Raw genomic sequence first — 15,957 nt, forward strand, 5'->3', positions numbered from 1 at the left:
GCGCCGCGCGGCCCACTCAAGGTCAGGTACGACGGGCGGGCCGCACGCTCTTGTCGTGCTCCTGGCGCCCGCTGGCGAGCTCGTCGAGGAACGAGCCGGCCCAGGCCGAGACGTCGTGCTCGACGACCGTCTTGCGCATGGCCCGCATCCGGCGGGTGGTCTCCTTGGGCTCGGCGTGGAACGCGTCGAGCAGGGCCTGCTTGATGCCGTTGATGTCGTAGGGGTTGACCAGCCAGGCCTGCCGCAGCTCGTCGGCCGCACCCGCGAACTCCGAGAGCACCAGGGCGCCGTCGGAGTCGTAGCGGCACGCGACGTACTCCTTGGCGACGAGGTTCATGCCGTCGCGGAAGGGCGTGACGACCATGATGTCGGCGGCGCGGTAGAGCGCGGCCATCTCCTCGCGCGGGTAGGACGAGTGCAGGTAGGAGATCGCCGGCTTGCCGATCTCGCCCAGGTCGCCGTTGAGCCGCCCGACCAGCCGGTCGATGTCGTCGCGCAGGATGCGGTACTGCTCGACCCGCTCGCGCGACGGGGTCGCCACCTGCACGAAGACCGCGTCCTCGACGTCGAGCTCGCCCGCGGCGATCAGCTCGCCGAACGCGCGCAACCGGGCCACGATGCCCTTGGTGTAGTCGAGGCGGTCGATGCCGAGGAAGATCTTGCGCGGGTTGCCCAGGGCCTCGCGGATCTCCTTGGCACGCTCCTGCACGCCCTCGGAGCGGGCGAGCTCCTCGAACCCGGCGGTGTCGATCGAGATGGGGAAGGCGGCGGCCTTCACGGTGCGCCCGTCGGGCAGGTAGATCAGGTCGCGGTGGGTCTTGTGCCCGACCCGCCGGCGGACCAGGCGCACGAAGTTGCCGGCACCGCCGGAGAGCTGGAAGCCGATGAGGTCGGCCCCGAGGAGTCCCTCGAGGATCTGGCGGCGCCACGGCAGCTGGCTGAAGAGCTCGGCCGGGGGGAAGGGGATGTGCAGGTAGAAGCCGATGCGCACGTCGGGTCGCAGGTCGCGCAGCATCTGCGGGACGAGCTGGAGCTGGTAGTCCTGCACCCAGACCGTCGCACCCTCGGCGGCGACCGCGGCGCTCTTCTCGGCGAAGCGCCGGTTGACCGCGACGTAGGAGTCCCACCACTCGCGGTGGAACTCCGGCTTGGCGACCAGGTCGTGGTAGAGCGGCCACAGGGTCCCGTTGGAGAAGCCCTCGTAGAACTCCTCGATCTCCTGCGCGCTCAGGTGGACCGGCACCAGCTGGAGGCCGTCCTCCACGAAGGGCTCGAGGTCGTCGTCGGGGGATCCCGGCCAGCCGATCCAGGCGCCGTCGTTGGCCCGCATCACCGGCTCGAGGGCGGTCACGAGGCCGCCCGGGGAGCGCCGCCAGCTGAAGCTGCCGTCGGGGTTGGTCACGCGGTCGACGGGGAGCCTGTTGGCGACGATCACGAGGTCGGCGCGGCCTGGAGTGGTCACGTGCCTCACCCTAGCGAGCCGCGCAGCACCCCTCCGGGGGGTCGATACTGCACGCCGGCCACAGTTGCCCCCGCGACTCGCCGTAGTCGAATGACATCGCTGTCGTTCGTCGCCTAGAGTGGGCCCACCGCAGTCCTTCGAAGGGGAGACGACATGGCCGACGCCGTCCAGCAGTCCGGCGCGCACGAGCCGGGTCACGAGCCGAACGCACCGGGCCTGACCCAGCGCGACAGCGACATCCTCGAGTTCGAGCGGCACTGGTGGAAGTACGCCGGCGCCAAGGAGCAGGCGGTCCGCGAGAAGTTCGACATGTCCTCGACGCGCTACTACCAGGTGCTCAACGCCCTCATCGACCGTCCCGAGGCGCTCGAGGCCGACCCGCTGCTGGTCCGCCGCCTGCGCCGCCTGCGGGCCTCCCGCCAGCGTCAGCGCTCCGCCCGTCGCCTCGGTTTCGAGCTCTGATCGACGATGACCGCCTCTTCCCCGACCCGGTCCCCTCGGTCCACCCGCCCTTCTACCCGCCTGCGTCGTGACGAGCGCGGCGTGGCCTTCCCCTCGCCCGTGGTGATGCTCAGCATCATCGCCGTGGCGATGGCCGGCTTCGCCTTCGTCGCCACCTCCGACCAGGAGCCCACGGAGAAGCGCATCACCACCACGGCGGCCCCCGCCACGCCGACCCCCGCCGCGGTCGCTCCCACGACGCCCGTGCCGACCACGCCGACGAAGAAGCCCAAGCCGCAGGTCAAGCGCGGCGAGGTCTACGTCGAGGTCTACAACAACTCCGGCATCAAGGGGCTTGCGGCCGGCACGGCGGCCAAGGCCACCCAGGTCGGCTGGCAGGTCGTCGGCGAGGACAACTGGCAGGGCCTCATCCCGGCCTCGACGGTCTACTACCCGGCCCGCCTCCAGGCCGCCGCCAAGCTGCTGGCCCTCGACCTCGGCATCCAGCGCACCGCACCCGCGGTCGAGCCGATGCGGATGGACCGGCTCACCGTCATCCTGACCGCCGACGCGGCCTGATCCGCCACCCCCAGGGGCCGGTCGGGTTGTCCCCGCCCGCCCGGGACGTGGTTGGCTGAGGATCATGGAGTTCACCTCCCCCGAAGCGCGTGCCCGGTACGACGCCCTGGTGGCCGCCGCCGACGAGGTCGTCGTCGGCCTCGACTTCGACGGCGTGCTGTCCCCGATCGTGGACGAGCCGAGCGAGGCCCACATCCACCCGGACGCACCCGAGGTGCTGGTCGCCCTCAGCGACGTGGTGCGCGCCATCGCGGTCGTCACCGGCCGCCCGGCCCGCCAGGCGCTGGCCCTCGGCGGGCTCGACGAGGTGGGCGACGCGATCGGCGACCACGGCAAGCAGCTCTTCCTGTTCGGCCAGTACGGCAACGAGCGCTGGTCCTCGACCAGCCGCCGGGTGATCTCGCCCCGACCGCCGCACGGCCTGTCCACCTTCGAGCGCGAGCTTCCCGGGCTGCTGCGCCGGGCCGACGCGGTGGGCGCGCACGTGGAGGAGAAGGGGCTGGCGGTGGCGGTGCACACCCGCCGGCTCGACGACGCGGCCGGCGCCTTCGAGCGCCTCCTGCCGCCGATGCGCGAGCTCGCCGCCCGGCACGGGCTCATCGTGGAGCCGGGCCGCAACGTCATCGAGGTGCGCTCGGACGGCATGCACAAGGGCAACGCCGTGGAGACGCTGGTGCGCGAGCAGTCGGCCGGGGGCTTCCTCTTCGCCGGCGACGACCTCGGTGACGTCGAGGCGTTCGAGGCCGTCGCCGCGCTGCGCGAGCAGGGACTGCCGACGCTGCTGGTGGCCGCCGCGTCCGACGAGCAGTCCGCCCTGGTGCCGCTCGCCGACGTCGTCGTACCCGGCCCGGACGGGGTGCTCGCCCTGCTGCGCCGGCTGACCGCGGACGCGGCCGCGGTCGCCCTCTAAGTCGCGCCTCCAGGGCCCTCCAGCATGTGGACTCGATGTGCGCATGCTGAGACGGCCTGTCTAACCTAGAGACCTCATCACGAGGGACTGAGGGAACGGCCCGACGACGTCCCGGCAACCGCCGCGAACCTCCTGCCACCACGGCAGTCGCGGAAACGGTGCCAATTCCGTCCCGGTGCGAAAGCCGCCCGGGGTAGATGAGAAGGAGGACGTCATGACTGCTGTCGCGGACAACACCGCCACCACGACCACCACCAGCGCCCACACGCTGCGCGAGGGGGCCTTCGGCAACGCCCGGGCCCTCGCCTGTCGCGAGTGCGGCCACGAGGTCGAGCTCGGTCCGTTCTACGCCTGTCCGGAGTGCTTCGGCCCGCTGGAGGTCTCCTACGACTTCCCGGTCGTCACCCGGGAGGAGATCGCCGCCGGGCCGCGCAACATCTGGCGCTACAAGGCGCTGCTGCCGGTGCCCGACGACATCGAGCAGAGCAAGAACACCGAGCCCGGCTTCACCCGGCTGCTCAAGGCCCACAACCTCGGTCGCGAGCTGGGCATCGACAACCTGTGGGTCAAGGACGACTCGACCAACCCCACCAACTCCTTCAAGGACCGCGTCGTCGCCTGCGCGCTCAGCGCGGCCATCGAGCTCGACGCCAAGGTCTTCGCCTGCCCCTCGACCGGCAACCTGGCCAACGCCGTCGCCGCGGCGGGTGCCCGCGCCGGGATCAAGACGGTGGTGTTCATCCCGAGCAACCTCGAGAAGCCCAAGCAGGTCAACTCGGCCGTCTACACCGACAACCTGGTCGCGGTGAACGGCAACTACGACGACGTCAACAAGCTCGCCTCGGAGATCGCCGGCGAGGAGGAGGGCTGGGCGTTCGTCAACGTCAACGTGCGGCCCTTCTACGCCGAGGGCTCCAAGACGCTGGGCTACGAGATCGCCGAGCAGCTCGGCTGGCGGCTCCCCGAGCAGGTCGTCATCCCCGTCGCCTCCGGCTCCCAGCTGACCAAGGTGCACAAGGCCTTCCAGGAGCTGATCTCCCTCGGCCTCGTCGAGGACACGCCCTACAAGGTGTACGGCGCCCAGGCGACCGGCTGCTCGCCGGTCTCGGTGGCCTACAAGGCCGGCGTCGACGCGATCCGCCCGGTCAAGCCCGACACCATCGCCAAGAGCCTCGCGATCGGCAACCCGGCCGACGGGATCTACGTGCTCGACATCTGCCGCGAGACCGGCGGCGCCGTCGAGGACATCAGCGACGACGAGGTGCGGCAGGGGATCCTGCTCCTGGCCCGTACCGAGGGGATCTTCACCGAGACCGCCGGCGGCACCACGGTGGGCGTGCTGAAGAAGCTCGTCGAGACCGGCCAGCTCGACCCGACGCTCGAGACCGTCGTCATCAACACCGGCATGGGGCTCAAGACCCTCGACGCGGTCTCCGACCACGTCGGCCCCCGCGCCACCATCGACCCGTCGTACGGTGCCTTCACGGCCGCCGGCATCGTCTGATCCGTCCAGGAGGATCCACCCGTGAGCGTTTCCGTCCGCATCCCCACCATCCTGCGCACCTACACCGGCGGCGAGTCCGAGGTCAGTGCCTCGGGCGCGACCCTGGCCGAGGTGCTCGACGACCTCGACGCCCACTACACGGGCATCAAGGGGCGCATCCTCGACGAGGCGGGCGCCCTGCGCCGGTTCGTCAACGTGTACGTCGGCAACGACGACGTCCGCTTCCTGGAGAACCTCGACACCGCCACGCCGGACGGCACGCAGGTCTCGGTCATCCCGGCCGTCGCGGGCGGCTGAGCGGAACCGTCCCCGGGGTGGGGCGCGTCGGAGCACCATGACCGTGACCACACGAGGCCTGGCCACCGGCGGCGCCGCCGTGCTGCTGGGCACCGCCCTGACGCTGACCCCCGCGACGGCCCGAGCGGCCTCCGACGCCGAGCCGGTGCCGATCCCGGTGGAGCCGTTCGTGCCGCGCACCGGTGACGACGCCCAGCTCGTCCGGGCGTGGGAGCGGTGGCAGTCGCGCGGCATCGAGGAGTACGTGACCAGGGTGAGCCTGTCCTGCTTCTGTGCACCCCGCCCGGCGCTGCGGACCGAGGTGCACGCCGACGACACCCAGCTGGTGACCACGATCGAGGAGGACCCGCAGGTCCGTCGGGTCAAGGGCTACGGCGCCGACCGGCTGTTCCGGATGCTGCGCCGGGCCTACGCCGAGGCCGAGTCGGTGGAGGTGGAGTGGACGAGGCGGGGCCTCCCGCGGGAGGTCGCGGTCGACCACGTCGGCGGAGCCGTGGACGACGAGGTGACCTACCGGATCCGGTTCGCGGCCCGCTGACTCGCGGCCCCGGGCGTCAGTCCGCGCGGACGTCCATCAGCGCGGCGTGGCCGAGCGAGTCGATCCGCACCTCGGCGAGGGCGCCGTCACGCAGCACGTCCTGCATCTCGGCGGCCTCGTCCTGCGGCAGGAACCAGCTCTCGATGCCGCACCGCACCTGCCAGCCCGAGTCGTCGCAGGCCAGGTACGGACCCGAGTCCGGCCGCTCCCGGAGCCAGTCCTGTGCCACGCTGTGGCCGTCCTCCTCGGCGAGAGTGACATAGACCGGGCCTCTCCTGCCGTCGTCCATCACACCGCCGTTCGTGCCATCGATCGACTCGACGGCCGAGGAGCCGCCGAGACGCAGGTCCGGATAGGCGAGGGTGACGTAAGCGCCGCGGAACGGGTCGATGGGGTCGACCGCCTCGACCCGGAACGTGTAGTCCTCGCCGGTGGTGCGCGCGGAGATCTGCGGGGCGACGGCGACGGCGACCAGCACGGCCTGGGCGGTGGCCACGAGGCCGACGGTGAGGACGCGGTTCATGGCTCACGCTCCTTCGAGGTTGGCGGAGATACCGCGGCGGGCGCGGTCGAAGAGGAACCCGGTTCCGAGGAAGACCAGGCCGAGGACGACGAACAGCCAGGCGCCCTGGATGATCGCGGCGAAGACCGCGAAGCTCTGGAAGGTCGTGAAGACCACCAGCGCCATCATGGCGATGACTGTCAGCACGGGGGTGTCGCGCAGGGTGCCGAGGGCCGCGAGGCCGACGGCCACCACGACGTACGCCGCGACGCCGACGGCCGCGTGCGCCCAGTCGTCGAGGCCCACCGACGACGTGTCGGTCCCGGTGTCCCACAGCACCATGAGCACGGAGAAGGCGAGGACGCCGAGAGCGCCGAGCGGCTCCCAGCGGGCGTTCCCCCGGGCGAGGACCAGGGCCGCGGTGGCCGCGACTCCCGCGGCCGCCAGCTCGAGGACCAGCCAGGTGTTCCACTCGAAGCCGTCGGTGGTCGTGTAGGGGACGGCCGCGACGAAGAGCGCCGCCATCGCGAGCGCGCAGCCGAGGGTGCGCCACGCCGCGGCGAAGAGGTCGAGGCCGCGGTCGTGCACGACGGCCAGCGAGACGGCCAGCACCGACGCCGTACCCAGCGCCAGCACCACGCCGGCTCCGTTGCCGGAGTCGGCCAGCGGCTGCCAGGTCCACCAGACCATGCCGGTGGCGATGCCGACCAGCAGGGGCACCAGCGAGCGGGTGGCGTAGGCGTGCAGGAGGGTGCCGGCGGACCACAGCCCGAGCAGCAGCGGCTCGTAGGCCGGCACCTGCATCGACTGCGCGGCCTGGAAGATCGTGGCGCCGAAGGTCAGCGCCGCCAGCAGTCGCACCGCGCCCAGCACGCCGGTGCTGAGCCGCGGGCCGACCAGCTCGCCGCCGACGAGGAAGGCCAGCCAGAAGGCGGCCACGACGGCGAAGCGCAGCAGCGGCGGCAGCTGGTCCAGGTTGGCCGCGACCAGCCAGATGAGGCCGACGCCGACGAAGAGCGCCCCGAGCGCGAGCAGGAGGCGACCGAGCGAGAAGCGCCGGGTCTCCCGCACGGTGCGGTAGCGGGCGGAGATGGCGGCGGCCTGGTCGGCGCCGATGATGCCGGCGGCCTGCCAGTCGGCGAGCTCGCGGTGCAGCCAGCCGAGCTGGACCGCGGTCGCGTCACGCGTCCGGTCGTGGGGGTCCCGCTGCGGGGTCGAGGTGGTCATGTCGCCAGCATGACGGCGTCGACGCGGTCGCACATGAGTACGAGGTCCCAGTCCGGTGGTCACTTCGGGCCACGGCCGGGCGTCCCGGCGCGTGGTCCTCCGCGCTAGCGGCCGGCAGGACGAGGCGACGACGCCGCGGCTGCGCCACCCCAGCCCGCCGTGCCGTCATCGCGCCACCGGTCGCGGGGGTCGACGTCGTCCTCGTCGGTCACGGCTCGCAGGAGGTCGCCGGCCGAGTGGGCGTTGCCGGGCGTGGCGGCGGCGAGGAGCGCCTCCTCGCCGTCCGCGTCGTTGAAGCCCGGCGGGACCACGAGGAGGCGCAGCGTGGACCGGTCGGTGGTCAGGTCGACGTGGTGCTCGTGGTCGTGGGTCCGGGACACGACCACCACGGTGCGGTCTCCCACCAGGATCCGGTCCACGTCGCCGTCCCAGTCGGGTCCGGAGCACTGCACGCGGAGGATCGGACCGAGGTGGGCCGGCAGCTGCTCGGCGAGGTCGGCGACCTCGATGGCGAGGTCGCGACTGCGGGGCCACCAGCCCCCGTCGAGCTGACCGGGCCTGCCGTCGACCAGGCGCAGCCGGAGGGGACCGCCGGCAGCGGCGGGGGTGGCGGGGAGGGGCGATGGGGGCGTCGACATGGCGACCGCCTTCTCGACCCTGGCCGGACTCCGGCGGAGGCGGTGGACGGGTCGTCACCACCGACCCTACGGCCCCGGCCCGGTCCGGGCGCCCGTCAGGCGGCCGGACGGCCCGCCACGGTGGGCAGCCCGGTCGAGGCGACCTCGTCCCAGTCGTCGGTGACGAGCACGACGTCGCGTCCGTGACGGGCGAGCAGGCTGGCGGCGATGGCGGCCCGGAAGCCGCTCCTGCAGTGCACCCAGACCTGGCCGGACGGGAGGCGCGGGATCGCCGCGTCGAGGTCGTGCAGCGGGACGTGGAGCGAGTCGGGGAGGTGGCAGGCGCGGTACTCGGCGTCGAGGCGCACGTCGAGGGTGACCTTGTCGGCGTCGCGAGGTCCGACGGAGCGGGCGTAGGTCGCCCAGTCCGCCACGCGGTAGTCCGTGCTGTCGGCCCACCGCGTGACCGGGCCCAGCCGGTGGGTCGCCCGGACCGTGACCCCGATCTGCGCGAGGTCGTGCACGCCGGCGGCGAGGTCGTCGGGGGAGTCGCTGACCAGCACGACGTCGGCGCCCCACGGCACCAGCCACCCGGCGTACGTCGCGAACTGCGGGCAGTCCTCGATGTTGACCGACCCGGTGAGGTGGGCGCGGGCGAAGTCGTGGCGTCGTCGCAGGTCGATGACCCACGAGCCGCCGCGGACGGCCTCGTGCACCGCGTCCTCGTCGACCTCGCTGGGCGGCAGGTCCGGTGTCGCGCCGGCGCCGGCCCGGTTGAGCGAGGCCATGTGGCGGTAGTAGCGGGGGACCGGGCCGAAACCGGCGACCAGGTCCTCGACGTACGCGTTGCGAGGCGTCCAGAGCACGGGGTTGGCGACGCGCTCGTCCCCGATCGTGCCGTGGACGCTGCCCTCGGGCGTCGAGGCCGCGCAGAAGCTGCCGAACCCGTGGGTCGGGTGCAGGCCGACGACGTCGTCGAGGGCGCCGAGCTGGCGGGCGCTCTCCCACTGGGCCCGCCCCATCATCCGGCTCAGCAGCGGGTCGACGAGGTCCGTGCGGCCGACGGTGCCGTGCAGCAGGCTGCCGCCGGAGAACACCGTGCGGGCGCCGGACTCGGGGTCGGTCACCAGGAACGACTGGTGGTGCAGGGTGTGGCCCGGCGTGGAGAGCACCTGGACGACCAGGTCGCCGACGCCGAGGATGTCGCCGCCCCGCACGCCGGTGCGGTCGACGTGCACGCGCTCGTCGGCGGAGAGCCAGTACTCCGCTCCGTGTCGACGGGCCAGGCCCGGGGCGCCCGAGACGTAGTCGTTGTGCACGTGGGTGTCGGCCACGGCGGCGATGCGGACGCCGGCCTCCTCTGCCGCCAGCTCGAGCGGGCGGACGTCCCGCGGCGGGTCCACGACCAGGGCGTGGTGCCCGTCGTGGACCAGGTGTGCGCGGTTCCCGAGCTCCGGGACCTCGACGACGACGACCTCCATGACGCTCCCCCTGCTCCTCAAAGTCAACTAACTCACTCATATTAAACCAGAGAGGGTCATGGTGGGTGGAGGCGTGCGGGGTGTCGCCTCAGCGTCGGCGCGGGCGCACGAGGTGGGTCCGCGCCGTGGCGACGACGGCCTCGGTCAGCGCGGCCAGCGGGGCGGACGCGATCCGCCAGTGCTGCCAGTGGAGCGGCACGTCGAGGTGTCGTCCGCCCGCGACCTCGACGAGGGCGCCGCTGTCGAGGTGCTCCGCGGCGAGCAGCTCGGGGATCGCGCCCCAGCCGAGGCCGGCCCGGATCGCGGCCAGGTAGCCGTCGCCGGCGCTCACCGTGTGGACCGTGCCGGTGATGGCGCGACTGGTCGCCCGCGACACGAGCTGTGCCGGGATCTCGTCGGTGGCGTGGAACCTCGCCCGGGGGGCCGCGGCCAGGCTGCGGGTGTCGGTGATCCCCAGGCCCGGTGCCGCGACGGCGCGGTAGCGCAGGGACCCGAGCGGCACCGACCGGCAGCCTTGGACGGGTTCGCCGGCCGTGGTGACCGCCCCCATCACCGCCCCGGCCCGCAGCAGGGCCGCGGTGTGGTTCTCGTCGTCGACCCGGACGTCGTACGCCGTCCCGGTCCCGGCGCCGGCCACCCGCAGCGCCTCCACGAACCACGTCGACACCGAGTCGGCGTTGGCGGCGATCGACAAGGTGGCGTGGCTCTCGCGCTGGTGCAGCACGGCCTCGGTGTCGGCCTCGAGCTCGGCGACCTGGCGGGCGAGCCGGACGAGGTGCTCGCCGGCGCTCGTCGCCGTGCACGGGCGGGTGCGACGCACGAGCACGGCGCCGGCGACGTTCTCCAGGGAGCGGACGCGCTGGGACACCGCTGAGGGCGTCAGGTGCAGCGCGCGAGCGGCCGACTCGAAGGATCCGGACTCGACGACAGCGGCGAGGGCAGCCAGCTGGGCACGGTCGTACATGAAGCCATGCTAAGCAATGCCGCATTTCTTTCGCTGGACTGCATCTGGATCCCCCACCTACGGTCGTGACGTGCTCACCACCGTCCTGGCCGGCCTCCTCGCCGGCCTCTCCCTGATCGTCGCCATCGGGGCGCAGAACGCCTTCGTGCTCCGGCAGGGGATCCGCCGCGAGCACGTAGGCGCGGTGGCACTGCTGTGCTCGTGCGCAGATGCGGCCCTGATCCTCGCCGGCGTGACCGGCATCGGGACGATCGTGGAGCGGGCGCCGGTCGTGCTCGACGTCGTGCGGTGGGCGGGGGCGGCGTTCCTGATGGCCTACGCCGTGCTGGCGCTGCGGCGCGCTGTGCGTCCCGGCGAGCTGCACGCCGCGACCGGCGGGGCGCGGGTCGGGCTGCGACCGGTGCTCACCACCGCGGCGGCACTGACCTTCCTCAACCCGCACGTCTACCTCGACACGGTGCTGCTGCTCGGGTCGCTCGCCAACCAGCACGGCGACGACGGGCGCTGGGCCTTCGCGCTGGGGGCGGTGCTCGGCAGCTTCCTGTGGTTCTTCGGCCTGGCGTACGGCGCGCGACGGCTCGCGCCGCTCTTCGCCCGGCCCTCCGCCTGGCGGGTCCTCGACGGGCTCATCGCCGTGATCATGGCGGCCATCGCGCTGTCCCTCGTGCTGGGCGGCTGAGTGTCGGTCGGCCCTACGCCGGTCGTTAGGGTGCCGTCGTGGTCTCCCTCTCCCCGCGCCGGCTCGTCTCCGCCGCGCGTCGCCGCGTCCGCCCGCCCGCAGCCGAGCCCGTCGTACCGTCCGCGGAGCCGACTCCCGAGCAGCGTCGCCGCGAGCGGCGCCGGCGCCTGCGCGCGATGAGCCTCACCGAGCTGGCCGAGGAGTTCGGCACCGACAAGTGGGGCGTCCATCGCTACACCCCGCACTACCAGCGGCACCTGGAGCACCTGAGGCGCCGCGAGTTCACCCTGCTGGAGATCGGCGTGGGCGGGTACACGCGGCGCAAGCGCAGCGGCGCCTCCCTGAAGATGTGGCGCTGGTTCTTCCCGCGGGCGACCATCGTGGGACTGGACATCGAGGACAAGTCGTTCATCGACCAGGGTCCGATCGTGACCTACCGCGGCGACCAGACCGATCCCGACGTCTTCCGCCGGATCTTCGAGGAGCGGGGCGTGCCGATGGTCGTCGTCGACGACGGCAGCCACGTGCCGGCCCACGTCCGCGAGACGTTCGCGATCGTCTTCCCGCTGCTCCCCGACGGGGCGATCTACTGCATCGAGGACACCCAGACGTCCTACTGGCCCGCCTGGGGCGGCCAGCTCGACCCCCGCGCCCGCGGCACGTCGATGGACATGGTCAAGGACCTCGTCGACGGCCTCAACCACGAGGAGCTCCTCGTCGAGGGCTACGAGCCGAGCTACACCGACACCCACGTGCGAGCCGTGCACTGCTACCACAACCTCGTGGTCATCGAGAAGGGCGAGAACCGGGAGGGGACCAATCGCGACGCCAGCGCAGGCCACTTCCACGGCACGTCCCCGGACCCGGCCGCGCCGGGTGGGTCCGACCCGTCCGGTGCGACGTCGGGGGTGACCTCGTGACGGTGCTGCTGGCGACGTACGACGGGATGCCCGACGGGGAGCCGGGTGCCCCGGCACTCGATGCCGCCCTCGCCGAGCGCGGCATCGACGCCCGCTGGGCGGTCTGGGACGACCCGTCGGTCGACTGGGACGGTGCCGACCTCGTCGTGGTCCGGTCCACCTGGGACTACGCCACGCGCGCCGAGGAGTTCCTCGCCTGGACCCGGTCGCTCGACCAGTCGCGCCTCCTCAACGGCGCCGACGTCTTCGCGTGGAACCACGACAAGGCCTACCTCGTCGACCTCGGGCCGCTGCCCGTCGTCCCCACCCGGCTCGCGTCGTCGCAGGCGGAGTACGCCGCCGCGATCGAGGAGTTCGGGACCGTGGTGGTCAAGCCCCGCGTCAGCGCCGGAGGAGCGGGGCTCATCGTCGTGTCCGACCCGCTCGACTCCCGCCTCGGCCAGACGCTCCGCAGCCACCCGTCGTACCCACCCGTCGGCGGACCGTGGATCGCGCAGCCGCTGATCGCGTCGGTGCGCACCCGGGGAGAGGTGTCGCTCTTCCTCCTCGGGGGCCGGGTGATCTCCCAGGTCGACAAGCTGCCCGCCGGCGACGAGGTCCGCGTGCACGAGGAGTTCGGCGGGGCCTCGCGGCCGGTGCCGATCGATCCGGCGATCGCCGAGTTCGCCGCGACGGTCGACGCCTGGCTGGCCGCGCGCTTCGGGCGCCCGCTCGACTACGTGCGCGTCGACCTCCTCCAGCACGAGGACGAGTGGGTCGTCTCCGAGCTCGAGCTGATCGAGCCCGGCCTCTACCTCGACGTGCTGCCCGACAACGCCGGGCCCTTCGCCGACCTCGTCGCGGCCCGGCTCGGCTGAGTCGGTCGGCCGGCGCTGGCAGGCTGGGCGCATGGACCACACCTACGAGCTCGACCTGGAGTGGCGCGGCAACCGCGGCACCGGGACCAGCGGCTACCGCGACTACGCGCGCGACGTGGTGTTGCGGGCCTCCGGGAAGCCGGAGCTCGAGGGCTCGGCCGACCCGACCTTCCGCGGCGACGCGTCCCGGTGGAACCCCGAGGAGCTGCTCGTGGCGGCACTGGCCCAGTGCCACCTGCTGTCCTACCTGCACATGGCGGTCACCCACGGCGTCGTCGTCACGGCGTACGCCGACTCGCCCGTCGGGACGATGGCGCAGCAGGGGATCGGCGGACACTTCACCCGGGTCCTGCTCCGACCGGTGGTCACGGTGGCCGAGGCGTCGCAGGTCGAGACCGCCCGCCGCATCCACCGCGAGGCGGGCGAGGCGTGCTTCATCGCGTCCTCGGTCAACTTCCCGGTCGACCACGAGCCGACCATCCGCGTCGCCGGCTGAGGCGTTTGCACTCGCCGGGGTCGAGTGCTAAACATGACGCTGGCACTCTCATCAGGAGAGTGACAACTCGGCATCGGTGACGCTGAGGCTCGCGCGTCGACGGGTATGGTCCGTCGGGCCGTGCGGGTCGTCCGTCGCGGGCAGCCCACCGACGCCACACACCACAGACTCATTCCGAAGGAAATCGCTGAGTTATGGCCAAGCTGATTGCTTTCAACGAGGAAGCCCGCCGCGGCCTCGAGCGGGGTATGAACACCCTCGCCGACGCGGTCAAGGTGACCCTGGGCCCCAAGGGCCGCAACGTCGTGCTGGAGAAGAAGTGGGGCGCCCCCACGATCACCAACGACGGTGTCTCGATCGCCAAGGAGATCGAGCTCGAGGACCCCTACGAGAAGATCGGCGCCGAGCTGGTCAAGGAGGTCGCCAAGAAGACCGACGACGTCGCCGGTGACGGCACGACGACGGCCACCGTCCTGGCCCAGGCCATGGTCCGCGAGGGCCTGCGCAACGTCGCGGCCGGCGCCAACCCGATGGGCCTCAAGCGCGGCATCGAGGCTGCGGTCACCGCGGTCTCCGAGCAGCTGCTCTCCATGGCCAAGGAGGTCGAGACCCGCGAGCAGATCGCGGCCACGGCCACCATCTCCGCCGGTGGCGACACCACCGTCGGTGACGCCATCGCCGAGGCGATGGACAAGGTCGGCAAGGAAGGCGTCATCACCGTCGAGGAGTCGAACACCTTCGGCATCGACCTCGAGCTGACCGAGGGCATGCGCTTCGACAAGGGCTACATCTCGGCCTACTTCGCCACCGACCTCGAGCGCATGGAGGCGGTGCTGGAGGACCCCTACATCCTCATCGCCAACTCCAAGATCTCCACGGTCAAGGACCTCCTCCCGCTGCTGGAGAAGGTCATGCAGTCCGGCAAGCCGCTGCTGATCATCGCCGAGGACACCGACGGCGAGGCGCTGTCGACCCTGGTCGTCAACAAGATCAAGGGCACCTTCAAGTCCGTGGCCGTCAAGGCCCCCGGCTTCGGTGACCGCCGCAAGGCCATGCTCCAGGACATCGCCATCCTCACCGGTGGCCAGGTCATCTCCGAGGAGGTCGGCCTCAAGCTCGAGTCGGCCGGCATCGAGCTCCTCGGCCAGGCCCGCAAGGTCGTCATCACCAAGGACGAGACCACCATCGTCGAGGGCGCCGGCGACCAGGGCCAGATCGAGGGCCGGGTCAACCAGATCCGTGCCGAGATCGAGAAGTCGGACTCCGACTACGACCGCGAGAAGCTGCAGGAGCGCCTGGCCAAGCTGGCCGGCGGTGTCGCGGTGATCAAGGTCGGCGCGGCCACCGAGGTCGAGCTCAAGGAGCGCAAGCACCGCATCGAGGACGCCGTCCGCAACGCCAAGGCTGCGGTCGAGGAGGGCATCGTCGCCGGCGGCGGCGTCGCGCTCGTCCAGGCCGGCACCGAGGCCTTCGTCAAGCTCGACCTGTCGGGTGACGAGGCCACCGGCGCCAACATCGTCAAGGTCGCCATCGAGGCCCCGCTCAAGCAGATCGCGATCAACGCCGGTCTCGAGGGTGGCGTCGTCTCGGAGAAGGTGCGCAACCTGACCCCGGGCCACGGCCTCAACGCGGCCACCGGCGAGTACGTCGACATGATCGCCGAGGGCATCATCGACCCCGCCAAGGTGACCCGCTCCGCCCTGCAGAACGCCGCCTCCATCGCGGCGCTCTTCCTCACCACCGAGGCCGTCGTGGCCGACAAGCCGGAGAAGGCTCCGGCCATGCCCGGCGGTGGCGACATGGGCGGCATGGGCGGCATGGACTTCTGAGCGAAAGCGAAGAAGCGAGGACTCAGTTGAGTCCAGCTCCCACCGCTCCACCAGCTCCACCAGCAAGGCCCTCACCTCCGGGTGGGGGCCTTGCTCCGTCTCCGGAGCCACCCGCAAACCACGTGCCGGTCCGGCGGGACCGGTGGCACAGTGCCGCCATGAGCCCCGTCGAGCTGCTCCGGTCCTCGTCCCTGTCGGACTCCGTGCCCTACGCCTACGCGTCCCGGGTCGGGGAGCTCGTCCTCACCGCCGGCGCCTGCCCGCTCGACGACGCGGGTGAGGTCGTGGCGCCGGGCGACGTGACGGCCCAGGCCACCCGGGTGATGGCCAACCTCGTCACCGCCCTGGCCGACGCCGGGTGCCGGCTCGAGGACGTCGCCCGGACCACGGTGTACGTCGCCTCCTCCGACCGCGCCGACCTGGTGGCCGCCTGGGAGGTCGTGCGTGCCGCGTTCGGCGACCACGACGCCCCCAGCACCCTGCTCGGGGTCGCGCTGCTCGGCTACCCCGACCAGCTCGTCGAGGTCGAGGCGATCGCTGCCCGTCGGTGACGTCGGCGCGCGGTGCTGGTCGCCGCGGCGGGCGGGACGAAAGGCCCTGTCTCGCGACCGCCCCGGTGCTCGATGGTGGACACCGGGGCGCACCAGGCGCTAG

Annotated in this window: 18 protein-coding genes and 1 riboswitch; of the genes, 12 read left to right on the top strand and 6 right to left on the bottom strand. The window is 72.2% G+C overall.

Annotated features, from left to right (window positions below; all coding sequences use genetic code 11):
- Positions 1-22: 22 nt before the first annotated feature.
- Entirely contained in the window at positions 23-1,462 is a 1,440-nt protein-coding gene (locus ASG94_RS13470; protein ID WP_056926948.1) for an alpha,alpha-trehalose-phosphate synthase (UDP-forming), read from the bottom strand.
- Positions 1,463-1,615: 153 nt separating this feature from the next.
- On the opposite strand from ASG94_RS13470, the gene ASG94_RS13475 reads away from it, so the two are divergent.
- The 6 genes from ASG94_RS13475 (at position 1,616) to ASG94_RS13500 (ending at position 5,731) form a co-directional block, all read left to right on the top strand.
- The gene (locus tag ASG94_RS13475; protein ID WP_056926949.1) at positions 1,616-1,924 is read left to right on the top strand and encodes a DUF3263 domain-containing protein; all 309 of its coding nucleotides are present in this window, start codon (positions 1,616-1,618) and stop codon (positions 1,922-1,924) included.
- A gap of 81 nt (positions 1,925-2,005) precedes the next feature.
- Positions 2,006-2,482 (top strand): LytR C-terminal domain-containing protein, encoded by a 477-nt coding sequence (locus tag ASG94_RS13480; protein WP_235537269.1) that lies wholly within the window; start codon positions 2,006-2,008, stop codon positions 2,480-2,482.
- A 64-nt stretch (positions 2,483-2,546) separates the two neighbouring features.
- Positions 2,547-3,392, top strand: a complete 846-nt coding sequence (gene otsB / locus ASG94_RS13485; protein WP_056926951.1) for a trehalose-phosphatase — start codon at positions 2,547-2,549, stop codon at positions 3,390-3,392.
- Positions 3,393-3,463: 71 nt separating this feature from the next.
- Positions 3,464-3,596: riboswitch (SAM riboswitch) on the top strand.
- A 10-nt stretch (positions 3,597-3,606) separates the two neighbouring features.
- Entirely contained in the window at positions 3,607-4,896 is a 1,290-nt protein-coding gene (thrC, locus tag ASG94_RS13490; protein ID WP_056926952.1) for a threonine synthase, read from the top strand.
- Positions 4,897-4,917: 21 nt separating this feature from the next.
- Positions 4,918-5,193, top strand: a complete 276-nt coding sequence (locus tag ASG94_RS13495) for a MoaD/ThiS family protein (protein WP_056926953.1) — start codon at positions 4,918-4,920, stop codon at positions 5,191-5,193.
- Positions 5,194-5,236: 43 nt separating this feature from the next.
- Positions 5,237-5,731 carry a DUF6174 domain-containing protein gene (locus ASG94_RS13500; protein ID WP_156411576.1) on the top strand — a complete coding sequence of 165 codons (495 nt, stop codon included), beginning with the start codon at positions 5,237-5,239 and terminating at the stop codon, positions 5,729-5,731.
- Between the two features lie 16 nt (positions 5,732-5,747).
- Here the strand turns inward: ASG94_RS13500 and ASG94_RS13505 are convergent, their stop codons facing one another.
- From ASG94_RS13505 to ASG94_RS13525, 5 genes are all read right to left on the bottom strand, one after another.
- Entirely contained in the window at positions 5,748-6,254 is a 507-nt protein-coding gene (locus ASG94_RS13505) for a GDYXXLXY domain-containing protein (RefSeq protein WP_056926955.1), read from the bottom strand.
- 3 nt (positions 6,255-6,257) lie between these two features.
- Positions 6,258-7,460, bottom strand: coding sequence for a DUF2157 domain-containing protein (locus ASG94_RS13510; RefSeq protein WP_056926956.1), 1,203 nt, complete (start codon positions 7,458-7,460; stop codon positions 6,258-6,260).
- 104 nt (positions 7,461-7,564) lie between these two features.
- Entirely contained in the window at positions 7,565-8,098 is a 534-nt protein-coding gene (locus tag ASG94_RS13515; protein WP_056926957.1) for a DUF5994 family protein, read from the bottom strand.
- 95 nt (positions 8,099-8,193) lie between these two features.
- Positions 8,194-9,558 (bottom strand): rhodanese-like domain-containing protein, encoded by a 1,365-nt coding sequence (locus ASG94_RS13520; protein ID WP_056926958.1) that lies wholly within the window; start codon positions 9,556-9,558, stop codon positions 8,194-8,196.
- Positions 9,559-9,646: 88 nt separating this feature from the next.
- Complete coding sequence (locus tag ASG94_RS13525) at positions 9,647-10,522, bottom strand: ArgP/LysG family DNA-binding transcriptional regulator (protein ID WP_056926959.1); 876 nt, start codon at positions 10,520-10,522, stop codon at positions 9,647-9,649.
- A gap of 70 nt (positions 10,523-10,592) precedes the next feature.
- On the opposite strand from ASG94_RS13525, the gene ASG94_RS13530 reads away from it, so the two are divergent.
- The 6 genes from ASG94_RS13530 (at position 10,593) to ASG94_RS13555 (ending at position 15,854) form a co-directional block, all read left to right on the top strand.
- A complete protein-coding gene (locus ASG94_RS13530) occupies positions 10,593-11,201 on the top strand; it encodes a LysE/ArgO family amino acid transporter (protein WP_056926960.1) in 609 nt (202 codons plus the stop codon).
- Positions 11,202-11,239: 38 nt separating this feature from the next.
- Positions 11,240-12,121, top strand: a complete 882-nt coding sequence (locus ASG94_RS13535; RefSeq protein WP_056926961.1) for a hypothetical protein — start codon at positions 11,240-11,242, stop codon at positions 12,119-12,121.
- Positions 12,118-12,978, top strand: a complete 861-nt coding sequence (locus ASG94_RS13540; RefSeq protein ID WP_056926962.1) for an ATP-grasp domain-containing protein — start codon at positions 12,118-12,120, stop codon at positions 12,976-12,978. The genes ASG94_RS13535 and ASG94_RS13540 overlap by 4 nt, the downstream gene beginning before the upstream one ends.
- 31 nt (positions 12,979-13,009) lie before the next feature.
- Positions 13,010-13,474 carry an OsmC family protein gene (locus ASG94_RS13545; RefSeq protein WP_056926963.1) on the top strand — a complete coding sequence of 155 codons (465 nt, stop codon included), beginning with the start codon at positions 13,010-13,012 and terminating at the stop codon, positions 13,472-13,474.
- Positions 13,475-13,668: 194 nt separating this feature from the next.
- The gene (gene groL, locus ASG94_RS13550; RefSeq protein WP_056926964.1) at positions 13,669-15,303 is read left to right on the top strand and encodes a chaperonin GroEL; all 1,635 of its coding nucleotides are present in this window, start codon (positions 13,669-13,671) and stop codon (positions 15,301-15,303) included.
- A 158-nt stretch (positions 15,304-15,461) separates the two neighbouring features.
- The gene (locus ASG94_RS13555; RefSeq protein WP_056926965.1) at positions 15,462-15,854 is read left to right on the top strand and encodes a RidA family protein; all 393 of its coding nucleotides are present in this window, start codon (positions 15,462-15,464) and stop codon (positions 15,852-15,854) included.
- The last annotated feature ends 103 nt before the right edge of the window (positions 15,855-15,957 follow it).

It is taken from the genome of Nocardioides sp. Soil805, from assembly GCF_001429625.1.
In the GTDB taxonomy this organism is placed as follows: Bacteria; Actinomycetota; Actinomycetes; order Propionibacteriales; family Nocardioidaceae; genus Nocardioides.

Excerpts from the sequence above, each read along its gene's own strand:
- ASG94_RS13475 (WP_056926949.1), top strand. The coding sequence starts at position 1,616 with ATGGCCGACGCCGTCCAGCAGTCCGGCGCGCACGAGCCGGGTCACGAG.
- otsB (WP_056926951.1), top strand. The coding sequence starts at position 2,547 with ATGGAGTTCACCTCCCCCGAAGCGCGTGCCCGGTACGACGCCCTGGTG.
- thrC (WP_056926952.1), top strand. The coding sequence starts at position 3,607 with ATGACTGCTGTCGCGGACAACACCGCCACCACGACCACCACCAGCGCC.
- ASG94_RS13505 (WP_056926955.1), bottom strand. The coding sequence starts at position 6,254 with ATGAACCGCGTCCTCACCGTCGGCCTCGTGGCCACCGCCCAGGCCGTG.
- ASG94_RS13510 (WP_056926956.1), bottom strand. The coding sequence starts at position 7,460 with ATGACCACCTCGACCCCGCAGCGGGACCCCCACGACCGGACGCGTGAC.
- ASG94_RS13515 (WP_056926957.1), bottom strand. The coding sequence starts at position 8,098 with ATGTCGACGCCCCCATCGCCCCTCCCCGCCACCCCCGCCGCTGCCGGC.
- ASG94_RS13520 (WP_056926958.1), bottom strand. The coding sequence starts at position 9,558 with ATGGAGGTCGTCGTCGTCGAGGTCCCGGAGCTCGGGAACCGCGCACAC.
- ASG94_RS13525 (WP_056926959.1), bottom strand. The coding sequence starts at position 10,522 with ATGTACGACCGTGCCCAGCTGGCTGCCCTCGCCGCTGTCGTCGAGTCC.
- ASG94_RS13545 (WP_056926963.1), top strand. The coding sequence starts at position 13,010 with ATGGACCACACCTACGAGCTCGACCTGGAGTGGCGCGGCAACCGCGGC.
- groL (WP_056926964.1), top strand. The coding sequence starts at position 13,669 with ATGGCCAAGCTGATTGCTTTCAACGAGGAAGCCCGCCGCGGCCTCGAG.
- ASG94_RS13555 (WP_056926965.1), top strand. The coding sequence starts at position 15,462 with ATGAGCCCCGTCGAGCTGCTCCGGTCCTCGTCCCTGTCGGACTCCGTG.